The sequence below is a fragment of the Pedobacter suwonensis genome (assembly GCF_900111825.1).
In the GTDB taxonomy this organism is placed as follows: Bacteria; Bacteroidota; Bacteroidia; order Sphingobacteriales; family Sphingobacteriaceae; genus Pedobacter; species Pedobacter suwonensis.
Map to the genome: position 1 here is coordinate 71,923 of NZ_FOJM01000014.1, position 19,163 is coordinate 91,085.

Genomic DNA, 19,163 nt, shown 5'->3' on the forward strand with positions numbered 1-19,163 from the left:
CTTTACCATATTATCTCTCCTTTACCGGTAAATGAAGATTCAACCCAGCGATTAATCTTGAAATGTTTTCTTCCTTCAGTTCGTCTGGGCCAGTAATTGCTTTTATTCGTTGATCTGCACCGATCCATACATAATGAGGAAATACATTATGAGGAAACCATATCCTTGTGTTTTTTGGTTTTAGAAGAATAGGTAATGTTATTTCCCGGCCCTCACTTTTTCTTTTTTCCAGAAAGTCCATCAGGATTTTCTCAGTATCCCTTTTGGCATCATCCACTAAGATAATGGCTAGCCTATCCCCATATTTCTTTTGAAATTCCTGCATGTGGGGAGTATATTTAAGGCATGTACTACACCATGTTCCCCAGAAATCAAGAATAATAGCCTTACCCTTATAATCCGATAATTTTAAAGTTTTCGAAATATGGTTGTAAACTGAGTCGAACATAAGATCAGGAACCTTATCTCCGATTACAAAGGCTTCATTTTTAACATTTTGTTGGTATTTAAGCTGAGCATTAGCTTTAAAAAATAAGCATAGCGTAGCCATAGCGATAAATAATATCGTTTTTTTCATGATTTGTTAGTTAGTTGATTAAATGAAACTTTTCCGGTGAATCCGGAAAAAATTAAATGCTCACAGGAGGCCAAGAACCAATACTAAACCTATATTAAATTAAGCACTGCCTCCTGTAGGCACAGGGGGATCACTCAGGGTTTTTAGGCTTTAATGCATACATCCTATTAAAGGGACAGTAGCATAAGACAATTGAAAAATTTAATAAAAATTTTAGAAAATAGAGGACAAAACCATACAATCCATTCTTAAAACAATGGTTAGTTAGTTCTGAATTGTGATTGTCTATTTTCATCCTCGTATTGGTTATACGAGTCTTGGTGATTGAGTTCAATAAATGTGAGAACTACCAACCGTGGTGCAATAAAGTTTCTGACGCCTTAAGTGACACGGAATTACAGCAGTTCCCACATCTATTTCGAAATACAAATATATTGATTTCTACACATAGATATGGGTATTAAACTGCTGTCCTACGTCACGGCGTCAGAAATTGCGACCGCAAGACTCTTATTAATACCTAATTAATATATCTCAAATATACGAAAAATATCAAAAACCCTACTATAGTAGGGCAAACATTTTTTTGTTTATTCTTTACTTAGTCAAAATGGGTAAAGCGTCTGAAATAGAGCAGTTTGTAATTGATAAAGTGAGGGAAATCAGGCTTTTAAAGAAGTATGGTCAAAAGCAATTATCGCTTGAAATGGGGCTGAGCGGAAAATTTGTTGGAAACGTTGAGAGTACGAAAACCGATGATAAATACAATTTAAACCATTTAAATAAAATTGCCGAAATCTTGGAATGTTCCATAAAGGATTTTTTCCCTGATGAACCGTTCGCAGGAGACCTGGAACGAATTTACCCTAAATAAATGATCATTTAAATTGTAAATTAAACCGCTCTTCGACTATCCTTATTGTTTAATCAGTAAAACTAAATCAATGAAATAAAAGAAAAATTAAACCATCCCAAACTACCGCTTATGAAAAACAAAATCAGATGCGTCATCATTGATGATGAACGCCATGCCATTTTGCTACTCACCACTTATATCAGTTCTATTCCCAATCTTGAACTGGTCAAAACATTCAACAACCCTCTAGAAGCATTATCCGGAATATGTATTGAAGATGAGATCGACATCATATTTCTAGATATTGAAATGCCCTATCTTACTGGACTGGAACTGGCTCTCGAGCTAAAACCTAAGGTCAGGTCGATAATTTTCACCAGTGCATTTGACCGATCTCTTGAAGCTTTCGAAGTTAGGGCTACACACTATTTATTGAAACCTATCAAACTAGCCAAATTCACCCAAATAGTTGTTGGAGTGATGGAGAACGAACTCTCCTTAAAGCAACAACCTGGAAAAAATATCAAGTTTTATAAAACGGGCGAAAAGGGGAAACTTACACGATTGAAAAAGCAGGACATCCTGTACTTTGAAGGTGCAAAAAATTATGTTACAATGGTAACTTCCAAAACTGAACAACTTGTTTATCTGACATTGAAGGATGTTGAAAAAATATTCAGCAAAGATCTTTTTTATAGGGTCCATCGATCACATATAATCAATGCAAGAAAGATCCAGAAAATTGTTGGAAATACGATAAACCTTGGACAGGGCCATCAGGTTCAAATGGGCGAAACCTATAAAAAAGGTCTCATAAAATTTCTTGAAGAAAAAACTTTGCTTACCGGCCGGATTTAGCAAGATTGATCAATTAACGGTTTGCATCTGCGATGCCTCCAGTAATAGTAATGAGGATACTTGATGTAGTCGGATCAGTACCATGGGAATTTCGGTTCCCTGCCGAGCTAAAGACAAAAACTGTTTTTTTCTTCAGCCGCTTTTCGGTGCGTTTCATAGCTTTTTTTTTATGAAACTAGCCGTGTTTTAAAGCTTGAAAGAAGTTATTACACCAGCAGTATTAGAGGTTTTACCAAATTATATTATGGCCGTGATGAAGCACTTTACGATTTTACTATCCAGGTATAAAATCCACTTTCTGAGCTGGGCACTTTTCATCAGTGCCGAGACAGGTATAATCGGGTTGGCTACTGGAGTATTCGGGGATGCCAAGAGTTATATCTATCATTATATACAGAACATAGGCTTATTCTATCTATGTGCGCTATGGCTGTATCACCGGATTTTTCAGGTTAGAAATAATTGGATATGGAAGCTGCCAACTTTTTTGGGGGCCGTCTATTTTTTCTACCTATTTACGAGCTATGGCATAGACACGTATCTTCTGAAAGAAACCACTTGGTACAGTTATCACAAAATAAGCATAGGTAAACCGTATATTTTCAGCCAGCTATGGAGATCGTTGATCTTTATGGGAGCAGCAGGATTTTATTACCTCTTTCTTGTGCATCTAAAAGAGATAGAGGTTCGTAAGAAAACGGAAACGGAATACTACCAGAGCATTCTTTCCGAACGCGAACTTCAGATAGAACTGGCAAACGCGAAAAACTCATACCTTAAAGCGCAGATCAATCCCCATCTACTGTTCAATGTCTTAAATTTTATCTATCAGGACGTTTATGGTAAATTGCCGAAATCAGCAGAAGCGGTTATGCAGCTTTCCGATATTATGCGTTACAGCATTAATTGTGAGTTCAGTGAGCAGACCGTCCCTTTAAAGGATGAACTGGAACAGATAGACAGGCTGATTATATTGCACCAAACCCGGTTTGAAAATGATATATGCATAAATTTTACTTATCCTGCGGAGTTGGTATCCAAGAATTTTATTCCACTGGTGCTCGTAACGCTGGTAGAAAACATCTTTAAACATGGTATTTTTCAGGACCCTGAAAATCCGGCCAATCTTGATATCGGCCTGATAAATGACCAGATCGTAATTACTTCTAGAAATCTTCTCAATAGAAAAAAAACGTCACAAAGTATGAATAAGGGACTGGATAATATCAGACAGCGGCTTAAACTGATCTATGGTAGTAAGGCATCAATGGAATACAGCACTTCTGAAGGGATATTTGATGTACGGATTATCGCTCCCCTATTAGATTGATTTATCAGGAACCTCCATCTGTCAATAATACATTAAAAAACACCACACCATGAAAAAATATATCATACCCACCGTTTTATTTTTGCTTCCATTTTTTGCAAGTGCGCAATTGCCCGCAACCCGGGTAATTAACTTTACCTTGCGGACGGTCGAAGATGGGCTTATCCTGGTACCACCAAAAGGAAAATATAATCCTGTTACCGATAGTCTTGATAAGGTTCTGAAAAAATCACCAAAAGACACAACCGCCCTCCTCTACCGATCACTGTTATATTATAGTTATAACCAGATGCTTGCTGCACCCGCGCAAAGGACTAAGGGAACTTTAGAGAATCTGACAATAGCAAAAGATATGATTGAGCTGGCAATCAAAGAAAAAATACTTGATTCACGTGCGAAACTCTTACGTGCACAGATCTATAGCGAACTTTGTTTCAGGTTTAGTGGGGATGAAAGCTGGATGTTCAGTGCCACACAAATTGCATCAAGAAAAAAGCTGTTCAACACATATAAGTTAGCTGCGAACAAATATTATGATGAACTTGGCATAGCTGATAAGAACCATGCCTACGAATATTCCAAGAAGAAAGTGAATTACAATTATCCTTTATGATATTATGCTTTCCCACATTCTATTGCATTGCTAATTTTCACAAATTATCGTGCTGGATTATGATCTAAAATTGGCAATATTTTAAATATCACAAAGAAGGTTTTTATTAACTAAACAAAAAACCACTGATGCTGATCAGTGGTTTTTATCCCAAAACAGTTATTGTTTATTTTTCGCTGTTTTTCTTTTCTGTTACTTCAGTTCTGATATCCTGAGCTAAAACCTTTAAGTCCTGCATTGCTTTGCGCACCCGTGTACCGGCAGCTGCATTTCCATTGTCATAAAATTTTGCAACATCAGCCTCAACTGAAGCGATCACTTCCTGTACTTTTTTGAATTTATCCATTACTTTTCTTTTTTTGCGGTCAAAGACCTCACTGTTAATTGTTTTATCTTTCAGAATTGATTCCAGGGCCAAAACTAAACATTTCATCCAAAAAACCAACGGCCGACAAATGTCACTATTATGTGTATCACGGGTAAACTGATTTTTTCACACGGCAGTCTGTTTAGCCTTGAAATGTGGGGGGCAAAAACAGCTGCCGAAAAACGGGCGGGCGTAGCCCGCCGCCGGGCGATTTGGAATAAGTTTATACCGCTATCGGCTGTGATCTGAAACCTCCCAAACTGAGAAAACACCCTCTGTGTTCTATGATGCCCACCCTTAGCATCTGCCACAAAAGAGATGCGGCCATATTCACGAGTGCAGAATTTATAAAAAGATCCTGCTTTCCAAGGGCTTCGGCTAAAGAGCAGCTTGGTTGATTATCCAGTTCTTCTCCATTCTCTAACATTACTTTATACTCATTTACCATAGAAGGTAGCATTCCAACTGTCTCGAAAGTTAAAGATTTAGCTTGCTTAATTTCTCCAACGGTGGATAGCACAGCCTGTCCCGAATCCCTGCCATTACCAAGATCAAGCAGATAAATAGCGGAATCACGATCAATGTGGTGTTCTTTCCCCGAATGGAGACTTTCTTCTATTTCAAGCCTGGCCCCAATAGTATCAACGCAAGAAACGGTAATATTAGCCAAACGTTTTTTCGCAGTGCTTATATTATACCCGTAGGGCATAGCCTTCCAATCCGTCCCAAAAAAACGGTTAACACGGTTGATGAGTGCAACTCCTTTATTCAATCCTATCTCATTTTCGGTAAAAAGCTGCCTTGCGAGATTGGCTCGCTGAACTGTATCATGGTCAAATACGTAAACATTCAGCCCTGCATGCCCAAGCACATTTAGAGCATGGTTGATCCTTGCAAGGGCTGTAAGCATCTGACTGCCACTTCCTCCTGCACCGATCAGGTTAACTGAAATAGGATTGGTAGGATTTAAGAGGTAAGGGTAAACAATGTGTACCCGTTTTTTTATGCCATTCATGATAGGATATCTTTAAGTTTTCTGCCATTTTTTTTGAGTATTGAAATAGGAAAATCTGTGACTTTGCCAACCTGCCTTTTCCATAGCTGCACGATGTTACCTTTTACTGGTGAAACCTGCTCTAATAGATGGCTAAAAGCCGATCCGAAAAAATACTTTTCCCACTCCGCCATAAACCGCTCCAATCTACAGTCCTTTGGCACATTGATGTCCACATTGCCCATACATACCCTTCCATCTATGTAACAATTGAAAAAGGGGGCGAAGTATAACGGTGCAGATAAATCAGGTCTGTTTTCTTTGCCCAACGCCCAAACCCACAAATGATTTTTGGTAGCCCTCCACAAAAGGGGCGGCAACATGGCTTCTCCGTCACCGATGCCAAGTTCCTTTTTAAAAAGTAGATGCTGCCTGCACCTTGGAGTAAACCAAACTGCACAACCGTCTCCTGCGGAACTGAAGTAAAGAATATTCTCGGGAATAAGCCCCTCGGGCTGTAAAAAAGCAGTATGTTTTTCTTTATCACTTTTTTTAAGTGATTCCGCTAGTTGCCTGCTCTCCTTTATTGACAACGGATGGGCATTTATTGGTCTGCCTAAGCTGTCCATATCATAACTCTCTACATAATGACTGCCTTCGGCCTGTGACGAGTAGAACAGCAACGCTTTATAAGGCATAAAAATCTGATCAAGAAGTGGTGTTATATTTTTCATTGTGAAAGTCATTTAGATTATCGGATATTTCATTTAAAAGATCAAAGAACTCCTTTTCAAAAGAAAGGTCGTGAACAGGCTGATCCTGCTGCAAATCGAAAAACTGAACGCTTAACGGTTCATCGATAGAATCAAACTCGTTAAGTTCTGCATTGACACATTCAATAATTTGATCGTATAAATGATCAGAATTACTCCACATAAAGGAGATATACTGGTCGGCCATGATTATGTTTTCCCCATCATTACCCTTACAAAACTGATCACCATAAATACTGTCCATTATTGAGCGGTTAGGGTAATCATTCATCAGTGTACATACCCTTTGGGCAATGCGGTGAAGTGTGATTTCTGCACTGGTTTTAGGAATGAACTGCTCTTGCCTTTTTTTTAAGGTTTTTAAATTCACCGGATTTTTGAGCCTTTCCAACAACTTTAACCCCTTTTTACGGCTCTGCAAAATCTCATTAAGATAGACTTCCTGTTGACCTAATTCTTCGAAATACTCCGGTTCGCTGCTCCACTCTGTTACATTATCGTAGATATAATATAGATAGCTGCTATCTTCTTCATGATAGGGAACTCCTCCTATCTGATAAAGATATGCGCAGACCGATAACAGCAGTTCAGCCGTTTCCTTTCGGGCTTTATCTGCCAGTAGAGTATTGAGCGGTTCAACTGGCAGATAAAAAAGGGTCATCCCTGTATCAAACTGCTTAACTGTAGTTAAACATGCAAGGCTTTCCTCGATGGATATAATCTTAAGGGAAAGGCTATCATCCAATAAGGCCATTTTTTTGTTCAGTTCAGCGAATGCCAATGCTATATTTTGCGGATATGGACTTTGATTATGGTAATCTATTGCAATACCATATAAGGCACACAGATTTTTAGCGGACTGAAAAAAATCCTTTTCAAATTTCCTCCAATTTTTCAGTTCATGGGGGTAGCTTTTAAGTACAGGTAAGAAATGGTGGTTTAAAAAACCATTTCCGTTAAAATCGGGGGTGCAGGCTTTTTCGGATTGTTTTTTATATCCGATAGATCGGGCGTGCGGTCTAGGTTCTGCGCAAAGCTTGCTAGCTGTTGGTGCAGGTAGTAAGCTTTGGAGTGTGGTGTAGTTCTGAAACATTTTACCCTCCTTTTCATAATTATCCCTTGGTGCCGAGTGTGGTGATAAATCTATATTGCATTTCGTCACCAGTTATTTCGGGGCCTTCAATTTTTGCAGTTGTCAAGATCGGGTAAGTTCCCGAGTAAAAATCCATGACCTGCTCGGGGCTGAATGCTCCCGAGGGGTCGGATAAACGGATGTCCTGTTCCCTAGCTTTAAGAACAAATACCCTTGGCAATATCGTTGCTGTCATCATAACATTATTTTTATGCGTTTACAATAAGGTCAGCTGTTTGCTTTTCCATTCCAATTCTTTCCTCAATTTCTCGATCTCCGCCTTTTTTTCGGGAAAACTTTCTACAACAGGGAGCAGGGCGAGGGCTTCCGAATACTTACAGCCTGCATTGAGTTTGTTGATTTCCGACAGGATGTCCTCAAATTTTGGCCTATCTTCGGTTGACTCGTGTATACTTTCAGTTGCCCCCTTTTTATCGGCAGATTTTTCGATCTTCGGTTTTACCATAATCTTGGCCTTTGCATCCTCAAGCCCTTTATTGTAGGCAGTAAGGTTGGCGAAGAGGTTCTTTGTTTCTTCGATTGGGTGAACAAGGGCATCGAAAATCCCCTCATCAATCTCCTGTGGAGTTCCCCTGTAGACCATCGGCGGGAGTGTGTTTTTATCGTCTCTATTTCCCCCATCTTTTACCACAACCGAAACCACCACTTCGTTTTCTGTTGAAAAGCTTACGTTGAATATCCATACTCCTGTACTATGCAGGCGTTGTATGGCCTGAAAAAAATTAGTCCTCATGACCTGCCCCCCTTGTCTTTACGCAGGGCTATGCCCCTGCTCCGTGAAATAGTATGGTAACCGTTCTGCGCGATTACATCCCTGATAATATTTTCTGCATGACGGATACGTACTGCATCCCCTGCTGAAATACCCATAAGGGTAAGATTTTCAAAATGCTTTAAAGTCTGTGCGATTTCCGCAAGCACCCTTCGTTCTGTTTTTTCTGTCAATATGCTCATGATAAGTGTTTTTTATGGGAGCGGAAGAACCGCTCCCGATGATTTAATTTAACTGAAAGTCTACATTGCCGTTTTTCCCAAGGTCAAGGCAAAGGTCAAAGGCTGACTGTCCCCTCTGCTTTGCTGTTCCCTCAATGATGGATTTAAATTTCGCCTCGCTGTCCTTGAATTTTCGGGCATTCTGATAATAGCCCGTCACGGCATTATATGCCCCGAAAAGGGTGCCTTTGGCGGTATCGATCAGCTGTGATGGTGCGCTCATCGCATAGCTGTAAACGTCATCCACAATATTTTTATAAACACTCGAAGCTTCATCCAGTAATCCCCTTTGCAGTTTGTCCAACACCTCTCTATTTGGAGCCATTGCAACCTGTACCAGTTTTTTAAGGTCTGCATCGGTGATACGCACCTTTGCCCAATGGTTGAAAATCTGCTCCATTTCATCACCTATTCTGCCCGAAATACCCATAAGCGTGTGTGCCTGTTTTAAACGGTCGTTTGCACCCGAAGAATGACGGATTCGGATTGAACTGCTTGAGTTTTTTATGGCAGCATTAAGCGTGTTATTGCATACAATTCTTACAGGGGTAAAGGCAGCTGTAATGCTTCCAAACCCATCGTGAGAGGTGGTGAGAAATAAATATTGTTCAATAAGATCATCTTTGCCCACTTTGATATAGGAGGGCAGTTTGGCGGTGATAAAAATTCGCTCACCTTTTCCCAAAGCCCCTGCGGTTTCATAAAGGATACCCTCGCCTCCCCCAACAATGCTATCGAAGAAAGAAAATGCCTCTGTATTCTGAACTACTTTATAATCCCTGCCCACCACTCCGAGGACTTCCTCTGTATCTGTCCGTACTGTAGAATAAAAATTCGGCACTAATATATCGGGCATAAAGGCATCATTCAGCCCCCCTGCATCTTTGCTCTGAAAAGTAACGAGGTTACGGGAATCAACAGTAAATAGCGGACGTTTCTCTACGTTATAGTCCAAACCCGCAAATTTTAGCGCTTCCGCTGAAGTGGGATAAGATTCCACTATTATACCCAACCCGTGCCAAGCTTTTTCCTTTACCGAAAAAAAACTGTATTTATCTGTTCTGCTGTTATAATTAAGGTTATGTGCCATGATAAAAAATTCTTAAATAATTAATGATGAATAAATTGTCTGTAACTGTAGTATTAAAGCTAAAAGGCTTAAAAAGGCAGGTCACCCTCTAGCCCGTCGAATGTGTCCGTAGGCACAATTTGGACACCCACCCCTTTTACATTTTCTCCTGCTGAACCGTTAGGATTTCTACTGCTAACGGTAGCGCCTTTATTTCTACTGCTGTTACTGCTAACTGTGACAACAGCCCCTAACAGTTTTACCTCGGTAGTATGAAAGGTAAGCGAAGCTTTTGCCTCACCGCCCCCATTGATATAGGCATTTACGCCCACTCTGCCATAAATCTGAACCCAACCTCCTTTTTTTAGGTATTCTGCAATACCTGTGTTCAACCAGTATGAACAGTCAAAAAATGTAGTAATCTTCTTTTGTTCGCCACCACTGCGGTAGCTGTCATTAATTGCAATTGAAAAGTTGACCACTTTCCGTTCTCCGTTCAACGTCTTTACCGTTGCATCTCCTGTTAATCTTCCTGTAATTTCCATGATCAAAAAATTTTAAGTTTTACTTTGTTTTTGTTTCCTTTCCCTTTTTCCAAAAAATCTTTTCAAAAGAAAAAACGGAAAAAAAGAAAGTCCGGAAAAACGGGTGCAGAGAAAACGGAGAGCTATAAGTCCCGGAGGGTGTTCTGGCACAGCCAGAACATTATGCGCTCGCAGAGAAAGGAGCGCCCGAAATTCACGGCCTTTTTATCCGTTTCGATTGGAAAGATTCAAACGAAGATTAACATACTGCAGTCTATCTATGAATACCACTATGTTCTTGGAGATGGTTTACTAGCAATAGCGAAAATCATCTAAATAGAAAAATGAGCAATACCTGTTTGATGTAACATTTAAATTCGGATATTGCAAAAAAACTAATTAAATGGAATTATTACGCTCTCAACTTAATGAACTATATACTTTAATCGTAGATACGGGATATTTTTCCCCAACCCAGTTTGATAAGTCAGCAACAGGTACTGAATTTCGGCTTACAGGAACAGCTTTTTATTTTAAAATATTTGAGAATAGTGGATATGCGAACTCTTTAATAGTTAATTTTTCACCCGGCGAAATACTTTATAAAGATGCATCCTCTTCTATCGTTTGGAAAGATGTAAAAGAATATTTTAAAAAATGGCTAAAATACCTAAAAAGAGAAGTTTCGTCTCCAGATAAATGGGGACGCGCGTTTGATGAAGCACAGTATCTAATAGGTGGTACAGTCGATCAAAATTTGCATTTCACTCACGATGAATATTTGTTAATATCTTCTCAAATTCAAACTATAAAAACATCTTTAGATCGAATTCCGTTATTGCAAGAACAAACTATTGCTATAAAAAATCAGCTCGATCATCTGTTGGAATTAACCGCCCAGCTTAATAAATTTGATTGGCAAAATTTATTGATCGGTACTATCATCAGCATAGTGGTCCAACTTGGTGTGTCCAAGGATAATGCGGTACTTCTTTATGAGTTGATTAAAAATACGTTTCACAAAATATTCCTCAAATAAATCTCATACTTATTGTTAGAATTACCAAGAAGAAATATATAAAACAAAGATGCCACTGCCAGCCTTTGAACGATTGTTTGCAAAACAAAAATTAAAACCTAATCCAAAAAATTAGATAATTTGTATAAATAAAATGGATGCTCAAGAAATTGTAATAGTTGATATTGTTTATAGAGCATATTATCATGCCTATCAAAAAAATGAAATGAGGGGTATAGTAGATATTGCAAATGAAAATGGGCTTTCACTGGAGGATGTTAAAAGATCAATTTTATTTCTAGAAGGAGAAAATCAAATAAAATTCGACAATAAAGGTTATGACCCCGTAAAAAGTGGTGCAGTTTATAAATTAACTAAATCTGGTTATTCATGGTTTGCCAAAACTTGTTATGAAAATGAATTATTAAATAGAACCAAACCACCAGTAACAACGAGAAAGAATCAAATGAAAATTTTTATTTCCCATGCAAGTTCCAATAAAAAATATGGATCTGCTCTTGTAGAATTGCTCCTCGGTATAGGTATTAAGGATGAACAGATCGTTTTCACCAGTAATCCTGCTTATGGTATTCCTATTGGAAATAACATTTTTAATTGGCTAAAAACACAAATTAGTGAAGAAAGTTTTGTAGTCTACTTATTGTCACCCGACTACTATAAAAGTATCGCTTGCTTAAATGAAATGGGTGCGAGTTGGATTGTTGAGAATGAACATGCTGCCATTTTTCTACCTGGCTTTGATTTGTCAGATAAATCCTTTCAAAGCGGAGCTATTGATCCGCGGGAAATAGGTTTTTTTATAAATGACGAAGATCGCTTGACTCAATTTTGCCAAATGTTGGAAAAATATTTTTCAATCACTACGAACTATGTGATCTTGGCACAACGCATTAAAAAATTCCTTAGTGAAATAGATGCGTTAGCTGGGGAATTAGAGCCAGTGAAGGCAGAAAAAGCACCAAGTAGCGAAAGAACTAAATCTGAGGTGACAGAAATAGAACGATCTTTACGCGAGGGCGTTGAGTTGAAACGTAAAATAGACGACATACCAATTATTTCTGGAACATATGGACTTTCCAAGCAATCAGAAAAATTTCTAAAAGACATTTTAGCCGACAAAGCTTCGGACGCAGAGTTATTAATGCTCAACTACATCATTTCCAGAGCTAAATTCAAATTAGGTGTCGGGTGGCAGATGCAACATGAAATAAGCACTATTAACGATTGGGAAGATGTTGTTGAACTAAATCACATGCTTTCCAGGGACTACGAAACTGTGATTAGAAAATTTGATATTAGAGGCCTAACGGAGGTTTCAGCAGTTACAAGTTATGACAATCCCAAAGAGGTTAGTTTAAAGAATGATTTGGCTAAATACATGCTTAATTTACCTCAAGACTTGGTCGACAAAATAGAGGATTCCGTAAATCGGAATAGGAAATCTGGAAATTCTGTCGTGGAAGAACTTGATGATCTACCTTTCTAATTTAAAGATGATCCTGAATTGCATTCCAAACTCACACATATGTAAAGGGCCCAAGTCGATAAAATAGAATTCTATTCTTCTTATGAATGCTAGAGGCACCTATTAGCACCAGAGATTTGTTATAACTGTCGTAGTTTTCTATAGTTACTAACAGGAAATGTATTTTTCCTGCAATGAGCCATTCAATAATATTGCGATAAATTGAAAAGCATGAAAAGCTATTTATTCTGATTTTGGGGTTGTTTTTTTTGCATATTTAACACCAGTTGCCCCAACGCTGAACGCTTTTGTAGGACTAAGGTTTATTCGGTTTACCAACTTATCTCTTTTAGCGAAGCAAGATTTGGTTCCGATAACTTGCCCCGTTTTGCTGATTAGGTAGGTAAACTCCCATTTCCCTTTAGTATTGTAGATAAAGTAAATCTCTGAAATATCAATTTTACTTTTTAAATCCTGCACTTTCTGGTAAATTTTAACCAGCTTCTTGTCTGTAATTGAATTAATAACCGTGCTCGAGCTGTCGGATTTGATTTGCAATTCTATATATGGCTCTCCAGGTATCTCAAAGATAGTCAATAATACCTTATTTTTTGGAATCATACTATTCCTAGTGATTTGTATTGCGTCAGCAACTTTCACGAGTAACTTCTTTGATAAACCATAGATATCTTCACCAATTCCTTCCGCGATCTTCTCGCCAAGCTTAGACATTAGTGGCTTTACAAGTGGTTTGAATAACATATAATATCCAGCGAGTGTAATAACAAGTTGCGGGTCAGGAAGTAAGCTTTTCCGCATTGAAGTATCAAGGCTGGCTTCTCCATCAAACAAATCCATTAATGATTTTCCGGCTCTTTCAAATGATTCAAACGATTTGAAATTGTTCTTATCAACTGTAATGCAGATTTGAGTGATTTCTTTGTTTCGGCCGACCAGCATAAGCGGTATTCCTGAATCCTCTACGACCAATTCGTCATCCCACTCAACCATTTTTCTATTTGCGAAAACGATGGGCTCAGCCAATGCATGATGAATCTGTCCTGCTTGCTTAACTTCGGCATTATCTAAATAACCCAATGGCGGCAAGTCACGACGATGATTAGCCAGATAGCGAAGTTTTAGGTTGCCGTTTACTACATTTACATAATCTTGAAGTTGCTCTAACCCGATGTAATCGCCGTGTTTGTCTACTGTAGTTGATCTTAGAATTGTTTTCTGTGTCATTTTAAAGCGTTAAAGTATAAAATTACTGATTTCTTTAGGGACTAATGTATTGTTAATAATGTATATTCACTTGATGATACGATGATTCCCCTTTGAGGAAATTCTTCATGCTTTTAAACTATTTATTTTTACATATGACTTTATTGGAATTCATAAAATCCCTTGCTTCTGAAGATTCTGCATTAGGTACACTTGCCGATGATGTAATGGGTGATAAAAACTTTCCGTATGATCAGGGGGAAGAAAGGATTATTTCCTATTTACAGTTTATGCTGCACAAGAAAGGAAATGCAGCAATCTTTAAAGAATTCATGGAGGCTTACCAATCACAAAAGGATGTCGAAATCGAATTTAATGATCTGGATACAAAATATGCACCGATGAGGGCCGAACGGTGGGATTTTTTGAAAGCAAATTTTTCCTGTGACAGAGTGATTAGTGTCGGAGAGCCAGAGGACATTTACAGAATTTATGCTGTTGACTCGACAGGAGGTGAAGCAATAAAGTTCGATGTTTATGGGAAGCGAACCTTGACCGATGTTGCTGTAGTTGAAATCGAAAATATTGTCATTGGCGATTTGACGAAAGAACTGTCGTTGGCCGAGGCATTGGCTGCTTTAGGTGATAATAAATTCGAAGGTACACGCACTCCAACCCAACCAAATTATTCGGAGATGATCGATTATTTAAATAGTCATCTCCAAAGCAATAGATGATGAAAGACCTACTTACAGATTATCCAGAATGTCTTTACAACAGTGCTAAAGACCTCAACCTTGGGGCTATCTATCTACGTTATCTGGATCTCTCCATCCCGCCACTAATCACTATTTTCGAAATGGAAAGACCCGCTGTCCTTGCTTATAACCAGTTTCGTAAGATTATTGATAGTCTAGAAAGCCAACCTGATGATGAGTTTTCTTGTAAGGGATTATTTGTACTCGGGATTGCTCAGTTTGAAACGATGTTAAACGATCTGATGATCAAGATTCTTCAATTTTATCCGCAAAAGTTGTCCTTGCTGAAGGGTGTGTATAGTGACGAAAAGGCCCAAGGACTAGCAGTTAGCCAGGAACAATTGCTAAAAGGAGAAGTGATAAACCAGATTATTGAGGCTAGTGTAAACCGACTGGCTTATAGTAGTTTGGATAATTTTTTAAAACTCTTCACCAAACTTTTTGCAATTGACCCCAAAGATTTGAAATTGCCGCAAATTTTCGATGAACTAATTGAAATTAAGGAAACCAGAAACCTGTTACTACATAACAACCTGGTCGTTAACGAGCTATACATAAGAAAGACTGCAGCCGTCAAAAGAAGTATTGAGCCTGGTAAAAAATTAATTGTTAACAGAGATTATACATTAAAATCGTTGACTTTAATTACAGACCTTATTTACGCAATCATTCTTCAAGTGCGTGAAAAATATGGCCATTTTACAGTTTTGCCGCTTTTGAAAAAGCTTTTCGCATATAATTTTAAGAGTCCAATTATCAAATTTGAAGAATTCTGCACACTCAGTGATGACGACGATATTTATGATGGGCCATTCAATTTGCCTGTTGGGAGATCGAGTTCGGAAAATTTTTTCCTTGAGTTCTGGCAAGCGCAGAGAGATGGAACTGCGCTTAACCGAGCTGCAATGGTGCACTTAGGCGGAAGCATAAGAAATTTGGCATTTTTAACTGAAGTTTTTGGTGAGCTCCGGTTCCCATATTGGCAGTATAGCATAACACCGAAAAAGACAAAAAGGATCCCTATATCGAAATTTTCTTAAAAATGACGTCGGGCGAAACGTAGATTTTGACCATTCTTCAATGCATATTTTATCGAAAAGGTGACGCATATAGTTTAGGATAAATTGACAGCTAATATAATTGCCAGAGGGGGTGATCCTAAAGGCGCGTCATTGAAAAAAATATGTTATTTTGTGCATAAATAATTATATCAATAATGTACTAGATAGGGGCATAAATGGACAAAAAATTCGCTACTCAGCAAAAATACTTCGATCTATTTACAAAGGATTTTTTGCCCAATCCTACTCCAAAATATCATGAGGTTGAACTCAAACGTGGAATTAAAACGGTTTACATCAAAGATTTTCCGATAGAATCCATAAAGCTAAAAAGATCACCATATATCGTCTTTATAATATTTGCAAAATTGCTTAATTTCAAATTTCTGGGAAGATGGGAAAAAACACTTTGGGAAATCCCTGTTTTATACAAAGGAATTCCGTTTATGCTTTCACACCGCAAATTCGGCTTTCAGTTTACATCATTTCAAAAGGGAGCAAACTTAACTAAATTAGCAAAGGAAGCTATCAAAAACATTGATAACGCAATTCCATTTGCAGAGCAATTATTTCAGGAGGAGATAAAGCAAAAGGTTATTGATGGAAGAATATCACTCTCCAATGAGTATAGACCTATAAAAGAGCGGTATGATTTCTTTAGAAGGAAGGCCGCAGCAATATACAAGAAAATGAACTTCCCTACTCCTACAGGCGACGCGTTAAGAGATTACGAAATGTTAATCATGCAGAATTTGTTAACGCCACCAGAAGCATCTTTCTATACTGTGGCCATGCTAGATGCTTTTTTCAGCCTACTAGAGCATTCCCTAGTCCTAATCATTCCTTTTTTGAATCATGGGTTTCCCGAAAACAATAATCTGGAACAATTTATTGGAATGAATTGGAAAGGGAAGTACCAGTATGTATTTTCAAAATCTGACCCAAAAACAGTAGCTCACCAACTAAATGCCCTTATAGACATCAAAGAAGAATATCGAAACCCCATTTCACATGGTCATTTTCATAAGAATGGGAATTCCTTTAATGTGCATATGGAAAATCTAGGTGCAATTCCTATGTCACTATCAAAAAACAGGGGTAATTTAAGTTATGGATTTAAATTGCCAGGTGATAAGGAATTTAAACAGATCTGCAATGTTCTGGACTGCTTTGATGACTTCATAGCAAAAAATAAGGAAACTAAATATGGGATACAATATATCAAAACTGGTTTTATAGTGGCTTTTGACAAGAGTTCCCATGAAAAATACATGGATGCGATGAGTTCGGAGAAAGCTTTCGGGAATTTTCTTGATTATACATCGTATCAAATTGAATCTTCCGCAAACATGGACTGGTAAAAAATTAAATGAAAGAGAAAATAGAAAACCCAGATATAACTCAGGATCTGATTATTGATTATTTGTATAAGCAAACAAACTATGCATTAATGCTTACTGCAAGCTGGGGAGCAGGAAAAACATATTTCCTAAAAAACCGAGTCTTTAGCAAAGTATTAGAAACCGGTTACAAGCCCATAATTGTATCGCTGTTTGGCATAAGCTCTATGGAAGAGCTAAAAGATAAAATTTTCGTTTCGGTGTATCCATTAATTGAGAATAAATACTTGAAAGCTGGATTTCCAATTGTAAAGCTGCTTATGAAGGCAGCAGATATTACAAAACTCTGGGGCGGAGAATTGCTTAGCCATCTTGCAGATGGTGCCGATGAAGCCAAAAACGAGCTAAAAACTCAACGATTTAATTTTCTGGCATTAGAAAAACTGCTTATTTGTTTTGATGATCTTGAGCGAATTGATGCAGAAATGCTCAAAGACAACTCGGTGCTTGGTTTTATTAATTCCTTGGTTGAGCAAAGCAATACCAAAGTTATTATCGTAGCAAATGAGGGAAAGCTTCCTCCAGACCTTTTTGGCGAAATAAAGGAAAAAACTATTGGCAACACCCTTCATTTCAGGCAAACTTTTTCGCCCACATTTGCCAACATAATTGAAAATCTGCAGAATACAACCTCCCATTATAAAAGCTTCCTCCAAGAACACTGCAAAACTATCGAAAACCTGTTAAAATATGAAAATGAAAAAGACGTTAATTACCGTACGCTAAATTATCTTTTATCCTATTATGCACCTATTTTTCAGTTCATCAAATCAGAGCTTAAAAATGGAGAATGGAAAGATTACCAGGAAAAATTACTTTATAGTACATTGAGGTTTAGTCTGATGATCTGCGTTGAATTTAAAAAAGGTCGCATTGAATATCACAAGAAACAGGGGCTTGAAAAAGGTATTGAGTATCAGATCAACAGAATGTATGATGAGATAAAAAAGGACAGGATTGTTGAATATGGGGAGGAAACAATAAATAAGTATTTTCCAAATGAAGACTATGATTATTATGAAAGTATATTTGATTACCTGACAGGTGGCAATATATTCAATGGCACCACTTTCAAAAAAGAAGTCCAAACGAACTACAATATGGTGGATGAAAAAACCCCTCCTGCCTATAAAGTATTTAATCAGCTGGCAGCAGCTAATTATAAGAATCTTTCAGATAAGGACTTCATTTCTCTTAATAGACAGTTATTATCTTATGCAAAACAAGGGGAATTTCTATTGCAAGATTACCTCACAGTGGCCTATCATGTAATGAGACACGAAAACGTTCTGAATTTAAAACCGGAAAAACTTGCTGAAGATCTAATCAAAGGGATGAAGAAAAGTCTCCCACGCCAAAAATATTCCCCAATGATCGATAAATATTTAGGCCTTTCAGCAGTTACACCAAATTATTTATCACTAAAAAAAATATCTGATTTTATTAAAAGTGCAAATAAGAAGCTTGGAGAAACTGGAGAGATCAATAAAGATAAACAGCTTGAAGATGAGTTTTTAAACAACTACGATAGTTTACATGCTAAAATGCTTTCTGAGATTGACACAGCACATTATCAGGTCACACTCTCTGGATTAAGGCCAAGCCTATTTCTAAAAACATTTTTAAAAGTAGAAAATGCTAAGAAAAACAAAATAATTACGCTGTTTACAATTATCTATCATTGGAACAGGGGAAATGACACGGAAAAAGATCGCCGCTTCTTGCTCGACCTTAAAAACCTTATTGAGAAGTATAAGGAAGGAAAAAAATTCAGAAATTTGAGTGGAGAACTTCTCCTAGAACTTGACGAACAGGTAAATAAAAAACTAGAGTCGCGAATCAGCTATTCTCAATAACTATTGGCATTGATTGTATGATGTTTATGTTATTTTTTATAACATAACTTGAAAACTTGTTGTAATTACCTATCAGAATTAATTAATATGCATTATTTGCAGATAGGTTAATAATTTTAATTCTTTAATATATTTTTAATCTTATTTTGTCTCAAAAAATCCCTAACCTGAATGAAAAACAATCCATTACGCTACAAATTTCACCAAAAGTGGCGAAGAATAACTCGGTTCGTTAATCGGATGTAAAAACACC

The 19,163-nt window shown here is 37.6% G+C and carries 21 protein-coding genes; 10 read left to right on the forward strand and 11 right to left on the reverse strand.

All coding sequences use genetic code 11. The annotated features are described in order from the left end of the window. Window positions 1-10 precede the first annotated feature (10 nt). Window positions 11-577 carry a TlpA family protein disulfide reductase gene (locus tag BM107_RS17710; RefSeq protein WP_090985812.1) on the reverse strand — a complete coding sequence of 189 codons (567 nt, stop codon included), beginning with the start codon at window positions 575-577 and terminating at the stop codon, window positions 11-13. Window positions 578-1,187: 610 nt separating this feature from the next. Here BM107_RS17710 and BM107_RS17715 point away from each other — a divergent pair. The 4 genes from BM107_RS17715 to BM107_RS17730 all read left to right on the forward strand — a co-directional run bounded on the left by BM107_RS17715 (window position 1,188) and on the right by BM107_RS17730 (window position 4,234). Next, on the forward strand, window positions 1,188-1,451 hold the full coding sequence (locus BM107_RS17715; RefSeq protein ID WP_090985814.1) for a helix-turn-helix domain-containing protein: 264 nt from the start codon (window positions 1,188-1,190) through the stop codon (window positions 1,449-1,451). Window positions 1,452-1,562: 111 nt separating this feature from the next. Further along, window positions 1,563-2,291, forward strand: a complete 729-nt coding sequence (locus BM107_RS17720; RefSeq protein ID WP_090985817.1) for a LytR/AlgR family response regulator transcription factor — start codon at window positions 1,563-1,565, stop codon at window positions 2,289-2,291. Window positions 2,292-2,484: 193 nt separating this feature from the next. Next, window positions 2,485-3,621 (forward strand): sensor histidine kinase, encoded by a 1,137-nt coding sequence (locus BM107_RS17725; protein WP_139222304.1) that lies wholly within the window; start codon window positions 2,485-2,487, stop codon window positions 3,619-3,621. A gap of 49 nt (window positions 3,622-3,670) precedes the next feature. Next, window positions 3,671-4,234: a hypothetical protein gene (locus BM107_RS17730; protein WP_090985821.1), complete on the forward strand. Its 564-nt coding sequence runs from the start codon at window positions 3,671-3,673 to the stop codon at window positions 4,232-4,234. A 166-nt stretch (window positions 4,235-4,400) separates the two neighbouring features. Here the strand turns inward: BM107_RS17730 and BM107_RS17735 are convergent, their stop codons facing one another. The 9 genes from BM107_RS17735 to BM107_RS17775 form a co-directional block, all read right to left on the reverse strand. Beyond that, window positions 4,401-4,580 carry a histone H1 gene (locus BM107_RS17735; RefSeq protein ID WP_090985931.1) on the reverse strand — a complete coding sequence of 60 codons (180 nt, stop codon included), beginning with the start codon at window positions 4,578-4,580 and terminating at the stop codon, window positions 4,401-4,403. A 244-nt stretch (window positions 4,581-4,824) separates the two neighbouring features. Further along, the gene (locus tag BM107_RS17740; protein WP_090985823.1) at window positions 4,825-5,616 is read right to left on the reverse strand and encodes a PRTRC system ThiF family protein; all 792 of its coding nucleotides are present in this window, start codon (window positions 5,614-5,616) and stop codon (window positions 4,825-4,827) included. Next, window positions 5,613-6,329, reverse strand: a complete 717-nt coding sequence (locus tag BM107_RS17745) for a hypothetical protein (protein WP_090985825.1) — start codon at window positions 6,327-6,329, stop codon at window positions 5,613-5,615. The genes BM107_RS17740 and BM107_RS17745 overlap by 4 nt, the downstream gene beginning before the upstream one ends. Continuing rightward, on the reverse strand, window positions 6,304-7,461 hold the full coding sequence (locus tag BM107_RS17750; protein WP_090985827.1) for a hypothetical protein: 1,158 nt from the start codon (window positions 7,459-7,461) through the stop codon (window positions 6,304-6,306). The genes BM107_RS17745 and BM107_RS17750 overlap by 26 nt, the downstream gene beginning before the upstream one ends. A 19-nt stretch (window positions 7,462-7,480) precedes the next feature. Continuing rightward, a complete protein-coding gene (locus BM107_RS17755) occupies window positions 7,481-7,699 on the reverse strand; it encodes a PRTRC system protein C (protein ID WP_090985829.1) in 219 nt (72 codons plus the stop codon). Between the two features lie 18 nt (window positions 7,700-7,717). After that, window positions 7,718-8,254, reverse strand: a complete 537-nt coding sequence (locus tag BM107_RS17760) for a PRTRC system protein E (protein ID WP_090985831.1) — start codon at window positions 8,252-8,254, stop codon at window positions 7,718-7,720. Beyond that, window positions 8,251-8,475 carry a hypothetical protein gene (locus tag BM107_RS17765; protein ID WP_090985833.1) on the reverse strand — a complete coding sequence of 75 codons (225 nt, stop codon included), beginning with the start codon at window positions 8,473-8,475 and terminating at the stop codon, window positions 8,251-8,253. The genes BM107_RS17760 and BM107_RS17765 overlap by 4 nt, the downstream gene beginning before the upstream one ends. A gap of 43 nt (window positions 8,476-8,518) precedes the next feature. Beyond that, the gene (locus BM107_RS17770) at window positions 8,519-9,604 is read right to left on the reverse strand and encodes a DUF932 domain-containing protein (protein ID WP_090985835.1); all 1,086 of its coding nucleotides are present in this window, start codon (window positions 9,602-9,604) and stop codon (window positions 8,519-8,521) included. Window positions 9,605-9,672: 68 nt separating this feature from the next. Next, complete coding sequence (locus BM107_RS17775; RefSeq protein WP_090985837.1) at window positions 9,673-10,128, reverse strand: single-stranded DNA-binding protein; 456 nt, start codon at window positions 10,126-10,128, stop codon at window positions 9,673-9,675. Between the two features lie 382 nt (window positions 10,129-10,510). On the opposite strand from BM107_RS17775, the gene BM107_RS17785 reads away from it, so the two are divergent. Together BM107_RS17785 and BM107_RS17790 are read left to right on the forward strand one after the other, a co-directional pair. Then, on the forward strand, window positions 10,511-11,146 hold the full coding sequence (locus tag BM107_RS17785; RefSeq protein ID WP_090985841.1) for a hypothetical protein: 636 nt from the start codon (window positions 10,511-10,513) through the stop codon (window positions 11,144-11,146). A gap of 133 nt (window positions 11,147-11,279) precedes the next feature. Further along, window positions 11,280-12,632, forward strand: coding sequence for a toll/interleukin-1 receptor domain-containing protein (locus tag BM107_RS17790; protein ID WP_090985843.1), 1,353 nt, complete (start codon window positions 11,280-11,282; stop codon window positions 12,630-12,632). 222 nt (window positions 12,633-12,854) lie between these two features. Here BM107_RS17790 and BM107_RS17795 read toward each other — a convergent pair whose 3' ends face one another. Beyond that, entirely contained in the window at window positions 12,855-13,856 is a 1,002-nt protein-coding gene (locus tag BM107_RS17795) for a hypothetical protein (RefSeq protein WP_090985846.1), read from the reverse strand. A 143-nt stretch (window positions 13,857-13,999) separates the two neighbouring features. Between BM107_RS17795 and BM107_RS17800 the strand changes: the two genes are divergently transcribed. The 4 genes from BM107_RS17800 (at window position 14,000) to BM107_RS17815 (ending at window position 18,910) form a co-directional block, all read left to right on the forward strand. After that, window positions 14,000-14,572: a YozE family protein gene (locus tag BM107_RS17800; protein WP_159435275.1), complete on the forward strand. Its 573-nt coding sequence runs from the start codon at window positions 14,000-14,002 to the stop codon at window positions 14,570-14,572. Next, window positions 14,569-15,633 (forward strand): hypothetical protein, encoded by a 1,065-nt coding sequence (locus BM107_RS17805; protein WP_090985851.1) that lies wholly within the window; start codon window positions 14,569-14,571, stop codon window positions 15,631-15,633. Before BM107_RS17800 ends, BM107_RS17805 begins: the two co-directional genes overlap by 4 nt. A 197-nt stretch (window positions 15,634-15,830) precedes the next feature. Beyond that, entirely contained in the window at window positions 15,831-17,015 is a 1,185-nt protein-coding gene (locus BM107_RS17810; protein WP_090985853.1) for a hypothetical protein, read from the forward strand. A gap of 8 nt (window positions 17,016-17,023) precedes the next feature. Continuing rightward, complete coding sequence (locus BM107_RS17815) at window positions 17,024-18,910, forward strand: P-loop NTPase fold protein (protein ID WP_090985855.1); 1,887 nt, start codon at window positions 17,024-17,026, stop codon at window positions 18,908-18,910. Window positions 18,911-19,163 lie beyond the last annotated feature (253 nt).